We start from the raw sequence: 18403 nt of genomic DNA, 5'->3' as shown, positions 1-18403 counted from the left end.
CAGATGACAGGTTGTCCTAAGTGGCAGGGGTGAGGACCGGAGCGAAGTATTGGGACGCTGCCAATTGAATTCGCAGCGATTCGATCTCTTCACCGGTCAACCCACGCTGAGGGAGGCGACAGGTTCCCAGGTCGTGCCCCAGCATCTTTAGGAGTTCCTTCATGGCACTGTGAAACGGATAGCGTCCCATGATGCGGATGAACTCGATCGATTGGAGTTGTAGCTTGCGAGCTGTTGGCAGGTCGTTTGATTCAAAGGCAGCGATCAATTTACCGTATAGGGGTGCCGCCACGTTGTAGGTACTACCAATTGCTCCCTTCGCCCCACTGGCGAGCGCCCCCAGCAGCATCTCGTCGGCACCCCAAACGATGTCGTACTTCCCGCCCTCGATTGCCTGACATTCTTGAAACTCGAAGACCTTGGTGTCGGTGTATTTCAAGCCCACCAGATTCGGAATGTGGTTGTCAGCCATTCGCATGAACTGAGCGATGTCGATTGCCGATCCGGTCAGGGACGGGATGTGGTAGTAGTAGAAAGGTAGCTGAGGTGCAGCACCGGCGATTTGTGCCATCGTCGATACAAGTGTGGCCACGGAGTCGATTTTGAAATAGGAGGGGCAGGTCGCAGAAATCGCCGCGACGCCGATTTCCTGGGCGTGGGCGGCCAGCGCTTTAGCATCTTCGACGCTGTTATGGCCAACTTGAACCAAGACCGGCACGCGCCCATCGGCGGCAGCCATGTAAGCAGCGGCAACCTCTTGGCGTTCGGTGGTGGTCAGCGACATCCCTTCGCCGGTGCTGCCACACACATACAATCCTTGAACACCGGAGCTGAGCAGGTACTCGACCATCGGTCCGATCTGGGACAAAGCCAGTTGTCCGCTGGCATCGAATGGTGTGTAGGTGGCGGCAATCAGGCCAGTAAGGGGCTGCGTGTTCACGGTGAGTTTCCTGAAGGAGGGCTTAAAGCAAATGCGTGCTTGAGCCTAAACGAAACGGCAAAGGTGGGTTGCCGAAAAGTGGCATAGTGATGTGCGCGAATGTCCAGGGCAGCCTAACGGATGGAATTCCCTTTGGCGAGAGAATTCCGGCACTCCGCGCACGAAAAAGGCCGCTAACCTTGGGAAAGCGGCCTTTGATGGACTTAGGTGTGGAGGTGCTGACTATTCGTAGTCCCACTTCATGATCCAAGGATCGTCTAGCTCTTTTTGCTTGGCTTTGAGCTTCTTCTTGTATTCTTCCAAGACCTTTGCGTAGGCTGGGTCTTCGGCCAAGTTGAGTTCCTCGTGAGGATCGGTCTCGACGTTGTACAGTTCGAATTTGGGTCGATGAATGTACTCGCCCACGGTCTTCTTCCCGTAGGGTGCGTCTTCCCCTTGTTGGAACTGCGCTTGCCAACTGGAAGCGGCCCATAGATCGGAAGCAAACGGGTAGTCGAGCTTGTGGGCAATGTTCCAAATCAACTTAAATCGCTGATCACGATAAACCCGCATGGGGTAGTACATCTGGATTTCGTGGAAAGTGTGCGAAGCGAAGATAGAATCGTGCGTCGTTGCTTCCGGATCGCCCAACAAGTCGATCCACGATCGACCGTGGTAGTGATCGAACTTGTTGCCACCGCTACGATTCTCTTGCAACGCTTCGCCGCGATCTTTCCAGAACTTGTTGGCGTTGATTGGTTGCTTTGGAGCGTTGGCTTGTTTATCGAGGGCACCAGCAAAGTCGAGCAGCGACGGCGTGATGTCGACGTGGCTAATCATCGCGTACGTTTCGACGCCACGATTTTTCACATAGGGATCGCGGACCACGAAGGGAACGCGAAGGCCTCCTTCGTAGACCGTTGTTTTGCCCCCTGAGAAAGCCATGCCATGGTCGGCCGTGAAGACGATCAGCGTTTTATCGTAGACGCCAGCTTCCTTTAAAATCTCGACCAGGCGACCTAACCCTTGGTCGATGCGCGAGCACGCCTGGTAGTACTGAGAAAGTTCTTCGCGTGTGTCAGGCGTATCGGGTAAGAACTCTGGAATCGGGACCTCAGCTGGATCGTAGAAGACTTCTTCCACACCGGGGTACGCGCCCTTGTTCGGCTTATTGCCAAACAGGTCTGGCTTCAGCTCGCGTTTCGAGGTTTTGTCGACGCCGCCACCGCGATGTGGGTCGCTGGTCGCAAAGTACAAGAAGAATGGGCGATCATCTTGTTCCTTGATGAATGACTCGCAGTTGTTCGCCATTTGCACGGTCGAGCGCGAGTTGCCTGGAATCGTTTCTTGGAAGTGAAATACGGCCTCGGGGGCGACATGATATTTTCCACAACGGGCCGTCCGATAGCCCGCGTTCTCTAAAAGTCGCGGTAGGGCCAAGCTAACCACATCGTGATATGACGAGAACTTATGGAAGTGATGCGTATGACCATACTGACCGTTCATGTGGTTATGCAAACCGGTCAACACAACGCTACGACTGGCACTGCAACTGGCCGTCGTGGCGAACGCGTTACGAAAGATGGTCCCATCCTTGGCGATCGCATCGATGTTAGGCGTCACCGCGACCGGATCGCCATAACAACCGAGCGTGGGGCTTTCGTCATCGGTGATAAAGAAAACGATATTTCGTTCAGGCCGTTTAGCGTCATCGGCGGCAAACGAAACGACCGGCACCGCGCACAGCAAGAGGAACGCCAGAATGGCATTGGGGGAAAGCTTCATGGTCAAGAACACCTTGGGTAGGAATTTCGGGGTGTGATCTCGATAAGAGTCTCCACAATTCTAACCTAAAAAGGGATGCGAGCGAAACGGAACGATTCGCCGCAGCATTCCTCAGGAGGCGAATCGCGTAGGTGAATAAGGTTCGGCATCAATGTGAAGGGGAGCGGCCGAAATCATTTCGGCAATCAGTTTGCCGGTTGCCGTTGCCATGCTGACGCCTAACATGTTGTGCCCTGTCGCTAGAAAAGCGTTATGGAGACGGGGCACTGGTCCGATAATCGGCAGGCTGTCCCAGGTCATGGGACGCCAACCATACCATGTTTGCTGTGTTTCTTCGGTTGTGGGGGTTACCAAGTACGGTGCGGCTGAGCGGCGAAGTTGCTCGATCCTACGAGGCGGGATTGTCGTGTCGTAGCCACTAAATTCCATCATCGAACCCAAGCGATAACCACCTGCGAACGGCGACACGCCGACTTTGTGTTCCGGAAAAAGCATCGGATGACTCGGGCAGGGATCGGGGCGCGACATCGTTACGGAATATCCTTTGCCGGGTTCAATCGGAATTCGGCAACCCAACATGGTCGCTAGTTGGGTACTCCAGGCACCCGTCGCGATCACAATTCGATCGGCGGAAAGCTTGCCTTGCGTGGTCTGAAGCGAAGTGATGCGGCCGTTGTCGGTCTCGATTCCCAGTAGCATACAGTTCTCAATGAACTGCACACCTTGCTCGAGGAGTCGTGCCGCCCACTGACTGTTGAGGCGATCAGGGCGGACCGAGGTATCCCCTTCGTAATGATATGCCCCTGCCAGATTCGCTTTTAAGGCGTTATCGAACGTTGGCAATTCAGCGCCTTCGATTCGTCGAGCGGAAACGCCAAAGTGTTCGCTCAGCAGTCGGTCGGTCTCGGCGAACGCTTCCATGCCCCGTTCGGTTTGCAGGACGTAAAGCAGACCGCGCGTCGACCACTCACAATCGAGCGATTCCTCGGCGATCAACTGGTGATACTCGTTCATCGATGAATCGAGAATCGCCTTGAGGCCAATACCCGCCCGTAGCATTTGTTGATGATTACAACGGCGAGCAAATTGCCACATCCAGTTCCAAAGTGCTGGGCTGAAGCGTGGTTTCACGCGGAATGGCGCATTGGGCTGAAAAAGAGATTTGACGGCCGCACGGATTGCTTCCGGTTCGGTAAGCGGCAAAACATGGCTCGGACAAATATAACCGCAGTTACCGTGCGAACAGGCACCGGCAATGGCGCTTCGGTCGATCACGGTGACTTGGAGGCCAAGCTTGGTGAGGTAGTGCGCGCATGCAATCCCCACAATGCCGCCTCCGACAACGATTACGCTGTCGGGCTTGCTGGAAGTAATCATGGTTGAGCCTGGTTGTTACGCGTCTTTGCCGTTCCAGCTATCCCACCAAGCGCGGAACAATTCCCACTGCGCTTTGAGATAGTCGCGTTGGCTCGGGCTAAGCTTGTCCGAGTCGTTGAAGTGGTGTTCATACTCAGGGCTACCTTCGAGCACCATCAGGTATTTGTAGAACAACACCAAGTCGGGCCCTTCATCGAAGGTGGAAAGAACCGTCAGTGCTTCGTTCAATTCCCAGGCCAGCTTGCGTGACTGGGCACACCCAGCGGCTCCCTTTTCGCACAGCTCGATTAACTTCAGCACTTCCTTAGGAAGTGCATTGCCAACGCCTGTGATTGCCCCTTTGGCATTGCATCGCATGAAGCCATGGTAGACCTGGGTATCAACACCGACCATCAAGACCAGATCAGGATTGGTACCGGTGATATGTTCGACTGCATAGCTGAGAGAAGCGGACCCACCAAATTCTTTGAAGCCGACCAGATTCGAGAACTCACGTCGCAGATCAAAGAACAGATCGGCCTTTGTTTCGAAACCGTAATAGGGGCTGTTGTAAATCACACTCGGCAAGTCGCCCCCAGCGGAAAGAATGCCGGCGAAGTGATGTCGCTGAGCGGCCGCGGAAGTCCCACGCGACAACACGCGAGGAATCACCATCAAGCCAGCTGCACCGACTTCCTTGGCGTGTGCTGCATGGGCTGCAGCGATCTTGGGATTTTGAGCCCCGGTACCCACCACAACCGGTACGCCCGCTTCGGTGAGCTGACGAACCCCTTCCTGACGCTGCTGGTCGGTAAGCAGCGGCCAATCTCCCATCGATCCACAGTAGACTACGGCGGTCATTCCTGCGTCGATCAACTCCTTACCCTTGGCAACCAAGGCTTCGAAGTTGGGTTTGCCATCGGCCGAACAAGGCGTCATTAGGGCCGGAATGCAACCGCGGAAGATTTTCGATTTGTCGTTCACGCGAGGTCTCGTAAGGGAATAAGGGAGAGAAAAATCGACTTGTTGAAACTAGATGATAACGTCCAAACCAAGAAGATGTCTTGACAATCCGCAGATAGCAGACTTGAATTTGCGCACAATTGAGGATTTTCAACCATGCTACCAATTCATGAAATGCTGACTCAGCTTGACCCTCCTTTTACGGGGGAAGAACTGTTCGATCACTTGCCCGACATTGTCTTTTTCATCAAAAACACCCAGGGCCAATACTTGGTGGTCAACAACACCTTGGTACAGCGTTGTGGTGCGCGAAGCAAGGAGGATTTAATTGGGCACACCCCGTTCGAGGTGCTTCGCCTGCCGCTCGGTCAAAGTTTTGAAGATCAAGACAAGAAGGTACTCGAAACGGGTCAGCCACTTGTTGGGCAGCTCGAGCTCCATTTTTACGCCACCCGCGATGTCGGTTGGTGCTTGACCAGCAAGCTGCCACTGCGGTCGAAATCAGGGGAAGTCGTGGGGTTGGTCGGAGTATCGCAAGACCTGCGACTTCCCGACTTCGCGACGGAAGAGTATTCGCACGTGATCGATGCCATCCAGCATGCCGAGGCCCATCTGACCGATCCACCGAGCGTGAAACGATTGGCAGAGATCGCCAAGATGTCGTCGTATCAGCTCGATCGTCGCATGCGACGCGTCTTTGGGCTAACGACCGGGCAGTGGCTGTTAAAGTTGCGGATCGATTTAGCTCAACGACTCTTGAGAACTTCGGAGGAGCCGATTGCATCAATCGCCCTTGAAGCGGGCTACGCCGATCAAAGTGCCTTCACGCGGCAGTTTCGCCGCGCGACAGGGATGTCGCCGCGAGACTATCGGAACGCACGGCGAACTTCTTAATGAAATCATTTCAGCGAAAATGCTATTCCGCGCCGCCTACTTCTTCCAGACGCTTCATAACCCGCTTCCAGCCGAGGCTCTTCGCAAGTTGGTAGGGTGTGAGTCCGTTGTTCCCTTTCTCGCGGGGATCGGCACCATTTTTCAAGCAGACGTCCACGCCGTCGAGCGACCCGCCGAGGGCCAACTGATGCAGAAAGGTGAATCCGTTTCGGTCGTCTCGTTGGTTTAACATTTCCGGGTTTTCTTTAATCGCTTCTTCAAACGACGAACGCATGTTAGCGGACATGGGATGCTCGTTGGCACCTACGGCGGCGTAATCTTGCGGCTCGGCCTTCTTGCCAAATAGTCCTGCGAAGAAGCCTTTCTTTCTCGGAGCTTCACCGATGTAGGTGGGAGGGACGAGATCGACCATGCCGACGTCGCCAAAATCAAAGCCCCAAGCTTGATCGTGTTGGCGTCTTTCACCGCCACTCATTCGTGAACGCATTAAGTCAATAGTGAATCCGCCGTAGACTTCACCGGCGATCACGTACATCCAGTCGGTAATCTGCTTCCCGGGGATGCTGACTTCGTCTCCTTCGTTGAAGGTCTTCAGTGAGATCGGCGTATTGATCAAGGTTCCTTTGAGAAGACGACCGTCGAAATCTACGTCGATAAGCCACATCTGTTCGACTTCGAGCCCATCGGGGTTTTGCGCTTGTACCTCCGGTGGATCGGAGAATGCTGCTTTCACCGCTGCCAGTTCCAGGCCGGGGATGATACGTCGGCGTTCCCACGACATTTCTCGCCAAAAATAGCGAAACGTCTGACGTGCTTTCTCGGACGCTTGAACCATTTCGGGGTCATCGCCGGGCGTAAGGTAGGCGCCACCTTCAGTGTCGGCCATGGGGAGTGTCCTTGTTGGTGGTGATGAGATGAGGAGTTGAGAAGGGAGGAGGCGCCGGTCATTGAGCGGCGCCCATCATTTTTTTAGCGGAGCTTCGCGGAAGTGGGACTAGTTCAGCCCCGCCTTGCTGAAGCGAGAACTTCCCATACCGCCTTGATACTCAGGCTTGAGGAGATGAGGAGGGACCTTCATCGTTTGGAACGACTTGCCGTTAGGCTTTACGATGCGATTGACGGCAGATTGTGCCGATTCGTTCTCTTTCAACTGGAGGTTGTGAGGAGCACTGCTCGTATAACCGGTGCTAAAGATTTGCTTTCCACCGACCTTAACCACTAGCGAATGCTTCCATGGAGTGAAGGTCACCGTTTCTTTCGGTCCCGTCGGCGCACCGAATCCTGGCGGAGCGAAGAAAGGGCCATAACCCTGACGGACGTAATAGTCTTGCGAGTCTTGTTTTCCTTGCTGGACGGTGACTTCCATCACGGTGACGGCGTTATCGAGGCGAACCCACCCAAGCTCGTCGATCTTCGCTTGAACTGCCGTCTGGGCATCTTGCTGTACTTGTTGTGGGGCACCGCTCATGTTGAAGACAACCTTGACGCCGTCCCCTGGTCGCATGGCAAATACAGCGGTCGGGTCGACATTTTGCGCTGCGGCAAGTGCTCCAGCATGGGGAAGTTCAAAGATCGTAAGGGTCGATTGTTCTTTCTCGCCGTAACCTGCAATGTAGAAATCACCATAGACCAAGTCGCATCCTGACAAGCCTTGATAATTCCAAATTGCCAACTCACGTTCCGTGTCATACATCACGTTTCCGACCATCAAGTATTTTCCAACCCAACGAAATCCGTGACCTACCGTGCTCTCGGAGACTGCAAATTGCTTTAGCTCGGCACCCGTCTCCATGCTGTAGAGCGTCACGGTGTAGGGGTGAAACGCAGCCAAGGTACGTCCGTCTGGGGACAGGGCGATGCCGTCGGCTTCAGTGTCACGTTCCAACCAGCCGACCAACTTAGCACTCGTCGTGTCGACCACGGCAATGCTCTTGCCAGCAGGGAAGATCATTAACTCGCCTGCAGGCGACATGGTCGCGGTCAAAGGACCACCGGTCGATCCGCGATATAGCGCTTTGGGACCGACGGGATTGCTTAAGTCCCAGATCGTGACAAACTGTTTCTGGCTAATGGTGACTAGTCGGTTGCCAGGCAAAAAGCTGGCCCAACGCAATTCGTCCCAGTCGCCTCCGCCTGCCGTAAACCAATACATCGGCTTAAGCTCGTTGTCTTCAATCTTAAACAAAGCAAGATCGCTTCCCTTGTCGAAGCCAACCACACGAACCGCAGCCATCATGCTGCCGTTCGGCGAGACGGCCATCAATCGCCAGGGAAGGTCATACTTGATGACCGACGACATCTGTTCTGTCGACGCATCATAGACGACGAATTGGCTCTGGTTTTCTTCAGCGCGACGGCTCTCGCGATAGTTGTTGAGGATAATCTTCGGGCCTCGTCCACCCGCACCAATCACAAGTTTCGAGGCAAACGGGTTGGTAATATTGAGGGGAACGATCGAATCGTGCAAATTCAATTCAGGAAGCGGGTAAGGTGGCTTCACGTCCCACAAACCTGGTGTGGGTGAGGCAGAGATCGGACGAACACCACCCACGACGGCCTGTTTTTGCGGAATTCCACTGGCTGTACCCGGGGCGCCATTGGCCGGCATCCCTGCTGCCGGTTCACCGCCAGCAAATGGATTAGCTTGCTCGCCTCCGGCAAACGGATTCGCCGGATCATTCATCTTGGCTTCCGCGGCTAGAAACTCGTTGACGAACTGCTGATCCTTGGCACTTAATTTGTCCAAGGGAACCTTAATGACCCGGCCGTCCGATTTCGCAATCGAAACCAGGTTGTCTTCTGCCGATTGCATCTTGCCGTCGATACGAAATTGACCGGTATCGTTGGACCATGATCGGTTCTCGCCATACTTCGCCAACGTGCCAGTTGGCGAGCCGGCATTAACACCAAGAGAACAACTGGCTAATACAGCCGTGGCAAGGCAGAATCGGGTGAGTTGCTTGAAAAAGCTCATGGAAGCAGCCCCTCGGATTGAGCAGAATCTGTGTCAGATAAAAATGAAGATTAAATCGAATAGCTGGTTGTTGTCATTCTAACGATTCGTTCCTCGGGCGAGAATCTTAGAGGCAGCGCGACATTTTTTTTGAAATTGCCATTCGCCTCAGCAAAAGCCCTGCTTGTGGGTGGATGGATAGTAGGTTTGTCGATATTGTAATCCGAGCAAGTAACCACGTTAACGGAAACTGCATCCAAACCAGAAGTTTCGACTTGCAAAAAGTGGACGAAGCGTCCAAAATGAAGGGGCAATGACAACACTCAGCCGTAAACAACGTGAGATTCAAGAGCGAGAGACAAAGATCCTGCAGGTCGCTCGCGAGATGCTGCTCCGTGACGGATATCTCGGACTAAGCATGGATCGAATCGCCGAGGCCGTGGAATATGGGAAGGGGACCGTTTACCGGCACTTTCCCAACAAAGAAGATATCATTTTGGCCCTGGCGGTTGAAACCCAGAAGAAACGAACTTCGTTATTCCAAAGGGCGTCCCTCTTTCACGGAAAGTCACGCGAGCGCTTAACAGCCGTTGCGGTGGCAGGCGAGTTGTTCGTGCGATTATATCCCGAGCACTTTTGCGTGGAGCAAGTGGTGCGATTGTCGTCGATCTGGGAAAAAACGTCGGAGAAGCGGCAGGATGTCATGCGAACATGCGAGCACGCATGTATTGGGATTGTCTCAGGAATTGTGCGAGATGCCGTCGCTCAAGGCGACCTTGTGTTGCCAGGAGAGATGACGCCAGAGGGGATGGTTTTTGGTTTGTGGTCGATCTCATTCGGATCGTACACATTGATGTCGACCAGCGCTCCGCTGCTAGATATCGGCATTCAAGACCCAACGCTGGCAATCCGCGGTTGCATCAACCAGATGCTCGACGGTTTTGGATGGAAAGCATTGTCGACGGAACATGATTACGAAGCGGTCTTTCAAAAGGCTCTGACGGAGACTTTTGCCGATGAATATGAACAGCTACTCGCCCTCCGGTGAGTCTTTTTTTGCTAAAAAGTGGACGAAGCGTCAACAATGGACGGCACGTCTTATCGCCGGGGCGGTTCTCATTTCGGGAGTCGTCGCAGCGGTCGCGTTTGCTTCTGGAAATAGCACGCCATCAGCCGAGCCAGTGGTTAGCACGGCGGATCCAATTCCGGTCGCCGTGGCGACGATTGAGCCGAAGTCCGAATATGCGGCTCATAGAAATTATACCGGCACCTTAGTCGCCGCCAAAACAAGCACGCTCAGCTTTGAGCTCGCCGGTAAGGTGATCGAGATCCGGGTCGATCAAGGCGATATGGTGACTCAGGGGCAAGTACTCGCCCGGCTGGACGATCGCCATCTGTCGGCTCGGATCCGGCAGACCGAAGCCCAGCGAGCTCAACAAGCGGCGATTCTCGACGAACTGATTGCCGGTCCACGGAAAGAACAAATCGCGGCCGCTGAGGCCGAGGTTCGTCAACTAACCGCACAACTCAAGCTACAACAAGCAACGAAACAACGACGTCAAAAACTCATCGAACAGAACGCGATCAGCCAGGAATCGCTTGATGATGCCGTCTTTGGAACGGAAGCAGCCCAAGGCCAGTTGGATGCTGCAAAAAGTCGGCTGGATGAATTGAAAGAAGGAACACGTATCGAGCAAATCGAAGCCCAGAAAGCTCAGGTCGCTCAGCTCGATGCCCAACTGGCTGACTTAAAACTGGAACAAGAGGACACACGGTTAGTCGCGCCCTACAACGGAACGATTTCTCAGCGAAGCGTTGATGAAGGAACCGTTATCACCCCTGGCACAGAAATCTTTCGCTTAGTGCAAAACGAGCCCATTGAAGCTTGGTTCGGCTTGCCTCCCGAAGTTGCCAGTCAATTAAAGGTCGGTGACACGTTGTCGATTGACGTCGAGAAGAGTTCGTTTCTTGGTACGGTGACCGGCATTGTCCCAGAACTGGACACCACGACACGCACGCAAACGGTCGTGCTGACGATCGAGGCGGAATCGTCAGCTGGCCTCGTACCAGCCCAGGTCGCTCGGTTGGTCTTGGAGACCTCGCGGGAAGCAGATGGCTTTTGGCTACCAAATTCTGCGCTACTTCAAGGCCTGCGTGGATTGTGGTCGGTTTACGTGGTGGAAGAGGACGACACGGTCGCTCGTCGCGAAGTCGAGATCCTATACAGCGAAAGTGAGAGTTCTTTTGTGCGGGGGACTTTGCTGCCTGGCGAACAAGTTGTGGCTTCGGGCATCAATCGTCTCGTTCCCGGTGTCAAAGTTCAAGTCACATCGACTCCTGAAGATCGGTAACAAGAGGAAGCAATGTTTAACGCGTTTTATCGTGACAAGCGGCTGCTGGTCCTTTCGATTGCCGTCATCATCGTGGCGGGACTATCGTCGTACTTCGTGTTGCCGCGGCTGGAAGATCCCACGCTGACCCCGCGTTTTGCGATTGTGACAACTCTTTTTCCAGGTGCCAGGGCCGATCGTGTTGAAGTCTTAGTCAGCGATCGAATGGAGGAAGAACTCCAAGAGATCGAAGAGATCAAGGAGATTCGTTCGACCAGCCGGGCGGGTGCCTCGGCGATGGTAATCGAACTGCGGGACGATGTTTACGAGGTCGGTGAAATTTGGTCTCGTATCCGCGATAAGATCGATGACGCGAAAGCCCTCTTCCCCGAAGGTGTCGGCGAGCCGGACATCGAGATGATCACGACTAAGGCCTATGCGTCGATCCTAGGGCTGAAGTGGACGCTAGATGACAAGCCGAATTATGCGATCTTATTGCGACTTTCCGAGCAATTGGAAGATCGGATGCGGGCGATTCCCGGTACGGAAGATGTCGAAGCTTTTGGTGATCCAGAAGAAGAAATCGCCGTAGAAGTTCGTCAAGCCCAACTCGCGAGTGTCGGCTTGAACGCAGCCGACGTTGCCCAGCAATTAGCGGCCAGCGATGCGAAGCTTTCGGCGGGCCAAGTCCGTTCGACCGAATCGGACTTCTTGATGGAAGTTGATAGCGAACTTGATTCGATCGATCGGATTGCCAGCACGCCTATTCGATACGGAAGCAACGGAAGGTTTGTCCGACTCGGGGATGTGGCAACGGTTCAGAAAGGTATTGTCCAGCCTCCCAGTAGCATGGCGATCGTCAATGGTGCGCATGCGGTGATCTTAGGAACGCTAGTTCGCAGTGATTTTCGACTCGACCTGTGGAATGCAGAAGCTCAACAGGTCGTCGCCGACTTCGAAGCCCACCTGCCGCGCGGTGTCGAGGTGGTTCACATGTTCGAGCAAAGCCCCTATGTCGAAGCCCGATTGGTGAACCTCTTGTGGAATTTGCTGATGGGCGGGGCGGCCGTTGTCTTCGTGATCTTCTTTCTTATGGGATGGCGCAGTGCGATTGTGGTCGGGGCAGCGTTACCCTTATCTGCGTTCATGGTGTTGGCGGGCATGCGGTTCATGGAGATTCCCATGCACCAGATGTCGATCACCGGGTTGATTATTGCCCTGGGATTGTTGATCGATAACGCGATCGTAATGGTCGACGAGGTTAAAACTCGCATGGAAGAAGGAGACGGCGCCGCTCACGCCGTGGCGGCAGCAACGAGGCACCTCGCGATTCCTCTGTTTGGCAGCACGTTGACGACTGGATTGGCATTCGCTCCGATTGCGCTCATGCCAGGCCCAGCTGGGGAGTTCGTTGGTACCATTGCCATTAGCGTGATGCTCGCGATCAGCAGTTCCTTTATCTTGGCCATGACAGTCACACCTGCCCTGGCCGCGATCTTCGAGAACACCGCGGATGCCGAAGGCAAACACTGGTGGATCAATGGACTGCATAGCCCCAAGATGACGCTCGCATGGCAGAATACGGTCGACTTTCTGTTGAGCCGCCCCCTGCTCAGCATCGGTCTTTCGATTGCGCTGCCGGTGATGGGGTTCGTTCAGGCTCGTCTCTTGCAGGAACAGTTTTTCCCGGCGGCAGATCGCAATCAATTTCAAATCGAATTAGAGCTTCCACCTCAGGCGTCGATTTACCATACCGAGGCCACGGCGAAACGGCTGAGTGAAATTGCGTTGGCACATCCAGAGGTAACGGGTATCGATTGGGTGTTAGGGCAAAGCGCACCTTCGTTTTACTACAACATTGTCAAACGTCGTGAGAATAACGCTCCGTACGGCCAGGCGATCGTTCATCTAAAGTCAGCCGAAGGGGCTGAGCATGTGATCAATCAGCTTCAAAAGGAGTTCGATCGCAACGTGCCCGAGGCCAGAGCGATCGCACGTCAGCTGGAACAAGGGCCACCGTTTGACGCTCCCGTTGAGCTACAAATCTTCGGGCCTGACTTACATGTACTACGTGATTTGGGCGAAGAAATTCGCGCCCAACTGGCCCTGATCCCGGAAGTAACGCACACACGAAGCGACTTGGGAGACGATTTGCCCAAGTTCGCCCTGGTCTTGGACGAAGAAAAGGCCCGGCTGGCTGGACTCGACCACGCGCAAGTCGCACGGCAATTGGCAGCCGCCACCGAAGGTGCGCTGGGCGGAACAGTTTTGGAAGAAACGGAGGAGTTGCCGGTCCGTGTTCGTTTGCCTGAATCGGAACGGGCGAAGCTGGCGGATATTTCATCGCTTGATTTGATATCGCCCGCGGTCGGTGATGATAGTCCGCTAAAGACTATCCCGTTCTCGGCAATCGGTTCATTGGAGCTGAAGCCTGAGATTTCGGCGGTGACGCGCTTGGATAAGCAGCGAATGAACGAAGTGAAAGCCTACCTTCAAGCAGGCGTGCTACCATCGGTCGTGCTCAACAAGTTGCAAGACCGAATGAAAGCCGCTGGCATCGAACTCCCCACGGGCTATCACTTGTCGCTTGGTGGAGAGGCGAAGGGACGCGATCAGGCAATTGGCAATTTGATGTCGAGCGTCGGCGTGCTGATGGTATTGATGGTCGCTACTTTGGTTCTGTCGTTCAGCTCGTTTCGGGCAGCCACCTTGATCGGCTGTGTCGGTTTCCTTTCGGTTGGTTTGGGTCTGGCATCGTTATGGCTGTTCGGTTTCCCGTTCGGCTTTATGGCTATTGTCGGAACGATGGGGCTGATCGGCGTTGCAATCAACGACTCGATCGTTGTCTTGGCAGCTTTACGTGAAGATGATAAAGCTCGTGAAGGGGACCCACTTGCTGTACGAGAAGTCGTAATGAAGGGGACGCGGCATGTCGTTGCTACGACTGCGACGACGGTGGTTGGCTTTTTGCCGCTAGTCTTGGCGGGTGGAGGGTTCTGGCCCCCGCTTGCGATTTCGATTGCTGGGGGTGTGGTTGGTGCGACGATGTTGGCACTTACCTTTGTGCCTACGGTTCACATGGTATTTGCGAATCCAGCCGTGCTGAACTTACCTTGTCGCAAGAAGCGTTCGCCCGCCAGATCGGCCGCTCCATCGCAGGCCGATCCGGTTGCCGAGGAAGGGGTTCCCCTCTATTCCTAGTCGTCGGCCGGCTTCTTCGAGATCACCATCTCATCGAATAAACGATTCTCGATATCGTAAGCCTGGAATTCCAGCCTCGTTCCGTTAATGCGAACCATCACATAGTGGTGGCCGCGTCGAACGGTGTTCATGAAGAAGGGACGAACGGGGCCCGGCGTTTCTAAATTGCCACCACCGCCGCCGGTGATCATGTAAACCGGCGCACCGTCGACAACCGCTTTGTTGTCTCGGATCGGCCAGGTGCGTTCGTAGGAATGGATATGGCCGTTCCAGACGATATCGACGTCGTACTTCTCGTAAAGAGGAACTAGCTGTCGGGCGTCCAAGTCGCCACGCGTCGACTTATTCGTCTTCCAGAGATTGCCGTAATCGTTCTCGTCGGAGGAGTAGGGAGGATGATGATGACAGACAAACTTCCAGGTCGCATCCGATTCGGATAACGCCTTCTCGAGCCATTTATACTGTTCCGATTCTGGATCGACGTTGCGATTGGTGTCGATCATGAAGAAGTCAGAGTTGCCAAAACGAAACTGGTAGTAGTATTCTGGCTCTGGCAGTGAGAAGTAGTCGTAATAGAATTTGGCGTCTTGTTCGTGATTGCCCAGCACTGGGAAGGTGGGCACATGACGCATTAACGGGTTCATACTGGGAAAGAAATGCTCGGTCCAGTGCGACTCGTTTTTGCCAGTGCTGACTAGGTCGCCGGCGTGCAGCAAAAAGCTGGGACGTTGAGCCCAGGCGAAATCGCCGACAGTCCCGCTCACCTTCGGATTACCTTGCGTATCGCTGATTACGGCGAACGCAAAGGGAGTGTCACGTTTTACCGCGGTTTGGAATGTAGCAACTTCGCTGGAGAGTGGCTCATCGCCAGGTTTCAGTTTCGTTTCGGTACGATAAAAGTACTGAGTTTCAGGTTCGAGACCTTCGATCTTGATTTCATGGATCTCTTTCGCATCGACGAGTTTGATCTTATGAGGGCACTCGTCTGTCTCGCCATAAAACAAGGTGCCCGCACCTGGCCGATTCGTTCGCCACATGACGGTCATCGTCGTCTGCGTACCGAACTGCAGATATGGCTTCATCACGAAACTGAGCGGCTCTTGAACCTCTTCTGCAGGCAGCGAGGTGAGGTTTGCATTGTGTTCAAAATCGTGCGCTACCCAATTTGGCTTGGCTGCGAGATCATAGAGGACGATTTCACGCATTCGCCCCTTGTGCCCGTTGAATTCGTTCGAGTCGACGTAACCGCCTAGAACAAACGGCGACTTGGTCGGGTAGAAGATCGGGCCGGCTTGCTCTTTGCTCTCGGCGTCAAGTTTGCCGTTGACGAAAAGCTGCATCAACTTTCCATCGTAGGTGGCAACCACGTGATAAAGCTTCCCCTGCTCGTACTTAGTTTTGCCAGCCAGGTAGGTCAAGCGGCCCGTTCCTTCGGTGCCTCGCAGAGCGAACGTGAACACTTCGTCGTTGTAGCCAACGATCCAGCCCGACTCATCCTCGCCGTCGTCTTGAACGACACCGACCAGTCCACCCCATTGCTGAGGTTGATCGATCGAGACAACCATGGATACCGTCATGTGCTCGGTCGGAAGATACTTCTTCAACTCGTTGTGATTCTTGGCCAAGACGACGGCATTTTGACCGCCTGGCAGGTAGAGGGTTTCGTCGTACTTTTTACCGCGGATTTGATGCTTGCCGATGACGGCTCCATCGGGGCCGCGACGTGCTCTTAAGCTGACGGACTCGTCGGAGTTAGCTACGAGTGATTCAGAATCAAATCGCCAGCGAGCAAGCGGGTCGGGGCCGTCGTGAGCCAGCGCCAATTTGGCGACGGTAAGCAACGCAAGTGAACAGACAACTAGCCTGATGAAAGGCATGAAACATCTCCAAGGGAGTGAATGTGGTTGATGGAGAGAGGATTACGAACGATCTTGAATCGGAGATCCGTTCAAGGCATCGAGATGGGCGGAATCTTTCCAGCGGTGAATGATCGATTCCGAGAATGCTAAGGCCAATGTCATACCGTTGCCGCCGAATCCATTGACGACGAGAACGTCAGGACAGACTTCGCGAACGAAGCACATTTGACTGGGGTGCTTAGCGTATAGCCCGCTCCAGCGACGAGCGATGTTCCAGTTGGGGACATCAAGGATCTTGCGCAGCTCTTGTAGCATCAACGTGTCGATCTCGGCCTTATCGGTTGGTTCGATGTCGTCGTTATATTCGTGCGAATCTCCCAGGATCAATCCGCCGCCGTCCGCTTGCGATGCCATGACGTGAATGCCGTACCGATCGAGTTCAGGGCAGGTCTGAGCGAAACGGTCCTTCACTATGGCCAACGTCGGGCAACTGCCAAACGAAGGATAGTGACGCAGTGTCAACCCACTCGCGATATGCGGCCCGAGTTGCCAGTTTGCAGGCTGCGCCTCGGTAAGCATCATCTGTAATTTGCAAAGCAATAGACGCTCGCTCTTATGGATTTCGGGAAAGAGATACTGAAAGTATGCTCCCGTCGCGATCACAATGCGTTTAGCTGTGAACGACTTGCCTTCTGCCGTGAATGCGACGCCTGATTCGACTTTCGTGATCGGGGTATCGAAATGAAATTGCACACCGAGCGAGGTTGCCAAGTAGGAGGTCGCGGAACTAATCGCGATGGGTGGCGTAACGCGAAGTTCGCTATGACTGTACATGCCTCCCTGGAGATTATTCTGGTTGGCTGCTGACGTCAGATTGCCAATCTGTTTGGGATCGACAAGTTCGATATCGAGCCCATCGGCCGCAGACGAAGCGGAGAATTCCTGGAGAACCTGCATCTCGTCTTCAAAATGGGCCAGATGCAGCGAACCGCAAGTTCGGACGGGAAAACCAGCCGCGGCACCAAGTTCTCGCCACAATGTACGGCTGCGGAGGGCAAGTGCCCGTTGCGGCCCAGCTGGCTGGCCGACCGGCCACACCATGCCAAAGTTTCGTATGCTGGCCCCTTCGGCTCGGGAATTATTGTCGAAGACGGCGACAGTTTGCCCTTGTTTGGCTGCTGCCCAGGCATGACCAAGACCAACAATACCGCCACCGATAACAATGAGATCAAAATCCATAAATGAGTGAGTCCTGCTGCTGAGGTCGTGCCCTGCATTGCTTAATCATTCCGCCGTGAGGCAATCGACCGAGTGCGCTGATGATAGAAGATTATGGCAGGCCCACGCGAACGCAACGATGACATTTTGCGTCGATTTGATTGACGATTTGCCCCATCGTCTTAACTGCATCTTGACGGAAAGGGCCGTGTCGATGGGACAGCGCATCGTGATCGTTAGATAGAATCACGTGGTTAGCTGTTCGCGATGTTATCGCCAGTTAATGATCCAGTCGAACGGATGACAAAGAATGGAAATGACTAGCTTGACTAGGCCAACGCCGCTTCGATTTGCTCGCAAATTTGTTCGACGTTCAGCCCGTCGCAAGAGATAGTGATATCAGCGTATTCGGTGTAAAGACGATTCCGCTCGTGGAACAAATCTTCTAACGTTTGTCCCGGTCTTAGTGCGATGCCACGCGTCGCCATGTTGGAAAGACGCTCTTCTAGCGTCTTCAGACCCGTCTTTAGGAAAACGACTTTACCAAGTTGTTTAAGGTGCTCCATTCCTTCCGGACCGTAGACCACACTGCCGCCAGTGGCGACCACATGATGCGCGACATCGACACTGAGTACGGCCTCTTCTTCAAGCTTACAGAATTCAGCAAACCCTTCCGCGTCCATGATCTCTTGCAATGTTCGCTGATGCGTCGTTTGGATAACGAGATCGGTATCTATGAACTGGCGATTGATGCGCTTGGCGAGGACCACCCCAATGGTGCTCTTGCCCGATCCTGGCATGCCGATCAAGGTGACGTTACTGGAAGCTTCGGCGGACATGGAGGTTTCCGAGATGGTATATTCTGCGTGAAATCGTATTTTTCTATCTCACGCGAAACGTGGCATTTTGCCAAGACCGAATCGGC

Annotated in this window: 13 protein-coding genes; 4 read left to right on the top strand and 9 right to left on the bottom strand. The window is 54.2% G+C overall.

Annotated elements, in window-relative coordinates; translation table 11 throughout:
- Positions 1-16: 16 nt before the first annotated feature.
- From C5Y83_RS28495 to C5Y83_RS28480, 4 genes are all read right to left on the bottom strand, one after another.
- On the bottom strand, positions 17-940 hold the full coding sequence (locus C5Y83_RS28495; protein WP_105333218.1) for a dihydrodipicolinate synthase family protein: 924 nt from the start codon (positions 938-940) through the stop codon (positions 17-19).
- 222 nt (positions 941-1162) lie between these two features.
- Positions 1163-2704: a sulfatase gene (locus C5Y83_RS28490; protein ID WP_105333323.1), complete on the bottom strand. Its 1542-nt coding sequence runs from the start codon at positions 2702-2704 to the stop codon at positions 1163-1165.
- A 111-nt stretch (positions 2705-2815) separates the two neighbouring features.
- The gene (locus tag C5Y83_RS28485; protein ID WP_105333217.1) at positions 2816-4081 is read right to left on the bottom strand and encodes an NAD(P)/FAD-dependent oxidoreductase; all 1266 of its coding nucleotides are present in this window, start codon (positions 4079-4081) and stop codon (positions 2816-2818) included.
- 15 nt (positions 4082-4096) lie between these two features.
- Entirely contained in the window at positions 4097-5044 is a 948-nt protein-coding gene (locus C5Y83_RS28480; RefSeq protein WP_233207394.1) for a dihydrodipicolinate synthase family protein, read from the bottom strand.
- A gap of 135 nt (positions 5045-5179) precedes the next feature.
- Between C5Y83_RS28480 and C5Y83_RS28475 the strand changes: the two genes are divergently transcribed.
- On the top strand, positions 5180-5917 hold the full coding sequence (locus C5Y83_RS28475) for an AraC family transcriptional regulator (protein ID WP_105333216.1): 738 nt from the start codon (positions 5180-5182) through the stop codon (positions 5915-5917).
- A 22-nt stretch (positions 5918-5939) separates the two neighbouring features.
- Here the strand turns inward: C5Y83_RS28475 and C5Y83_RS28470 are convergent, their stop codons facing one another.
- Complete coding sequence (locus C5Y83_RS28470) at positions 5940-6803, bottom strand: DUF2314 domain-containing protein (RefSeq protein WP_233207393.1); 864 nt, start codon at positions 6801-6803, stop codon at positions 5940-5942.
- A gap of 108 nt (positions 6804-6911) precedes the next feature.
- Positions 6912-8891 (bottom strand): SHD1 domain-containing protein, encoded by a 1980-nt coding sequence (locus tag C5Y83_RS28465; protein WP_105333215.1) that lies wholly within the window; start codon positions 8889-8891, stop codon positions 6912-6914.
- A 292-nt stretch (positions 8892-9183) separates the two neighbouring features.
- Here C5Y83_RS28465 and C5Y83_RS28460 point away from each other — a divergent pair, with 292 nt between their 5' ends.
- The 3 genes from C5Y83_RS28460 to C5Y83_RS28450 are packed head-to-tail and all read left to right on the top strand — an operon-like array spanning position 9184 to position 14401.
- Positions 9184-9918, top strand: a complete 735-nt coding sequence (locus tag C5Y83_RS28460; protein ID WP_105333214.1) for a TetR/AcrR family transcriptional regulator — start codon at positions 9184-9186, stop codon at positions 9916-9918.
- Positions 9887-11221 (top strand): efflux RND transporter periplasmic adaptor subunit, encoded by a 1335-nt coding sequence (locus C5Y83_RS28455; RefSeq protein ID WP_105333213.1) that lies wholly within the window; start codon positions 9887-9889, stop codon positions 11219-11221. The genes C5Y83_RS28460 and C5Y83_RS28455 overlap by 32 nt, the downstream gene beginning before the upstream one ends.
- Positions 11222-11233: 12 nt before the next feature.
- Entirely contained in the window at positions 11234-14401 is a 3168-nt protein-coding gene (locus tag C5Y83_RS28450) for an efflux RND transporter permease subunit (protein ID WP_105333212.1), read from the top strand.
- On the opposite strand, the gene C5Y83_RS28445 is transcribed toward C5Y83_RS28450, so the two are convergent.
- The 3 genes from C5Y83_RS28445 to C5Y83_RS28435 all read right to left on the bottom strand — a co-directional run bounded on the left by C5Y83_RS28445 (position 14398) and on the right by C5Y83_RS28435 (position 18317).
- Positions 14398-16278, bottom strand: coding sequence for a metallophosphoesterase (locus C5Y83_RS28445; RefSeq protein ID WP_105333211.1), 1881 nt, complete (start codon positions 16276-16278; stop codon positions 14398-14400). The genes C5Y83_RS28450 and C5Y83_RS28445 overlap by 4 nt on opposite strands.
- A gap of 42 nt (positions 16279-16320) precedes the next feature.
- The gene (locus C5Y83_RS28440) at positions 16321-17499 is read right to left on the bottom strand and encodes a TIGR03364 family FAD-dependent oxidoreductase (protein WP_105333210.1); all 1179 of its coding nucleotides are present in this window, start codon (positions 17497-17499) and stop codon (positions 16321-16323) included.
- 308 nt (positions 17500-17807) lie between these two features.
- Positions 17808-18317 (bottom strand): shikimate kinase, encoded by a 510-nt coding sequence (locus C5Y83_RS28435; protein ID WP_105333209.1) that lies wholly within the window; start codon positions 18315-18317, stop codon positions 17808-17810.
- Positions 18318-18403 lie beyond the last annotated feature (86 nt).

The organism is Blastopirellula marina (assembly GCF_002967765.1).
Classification (GTDB): Bacteria; Planctomycetota; Planctomycetia; order Pirellulales; family Pirellulaceae; genus Bremerella; species Bremerella marina_A.
Note: the sequence above shows the minus strand (reverse complement) of the source record. Positions and strands in the feature narration are given on the sequence as shown.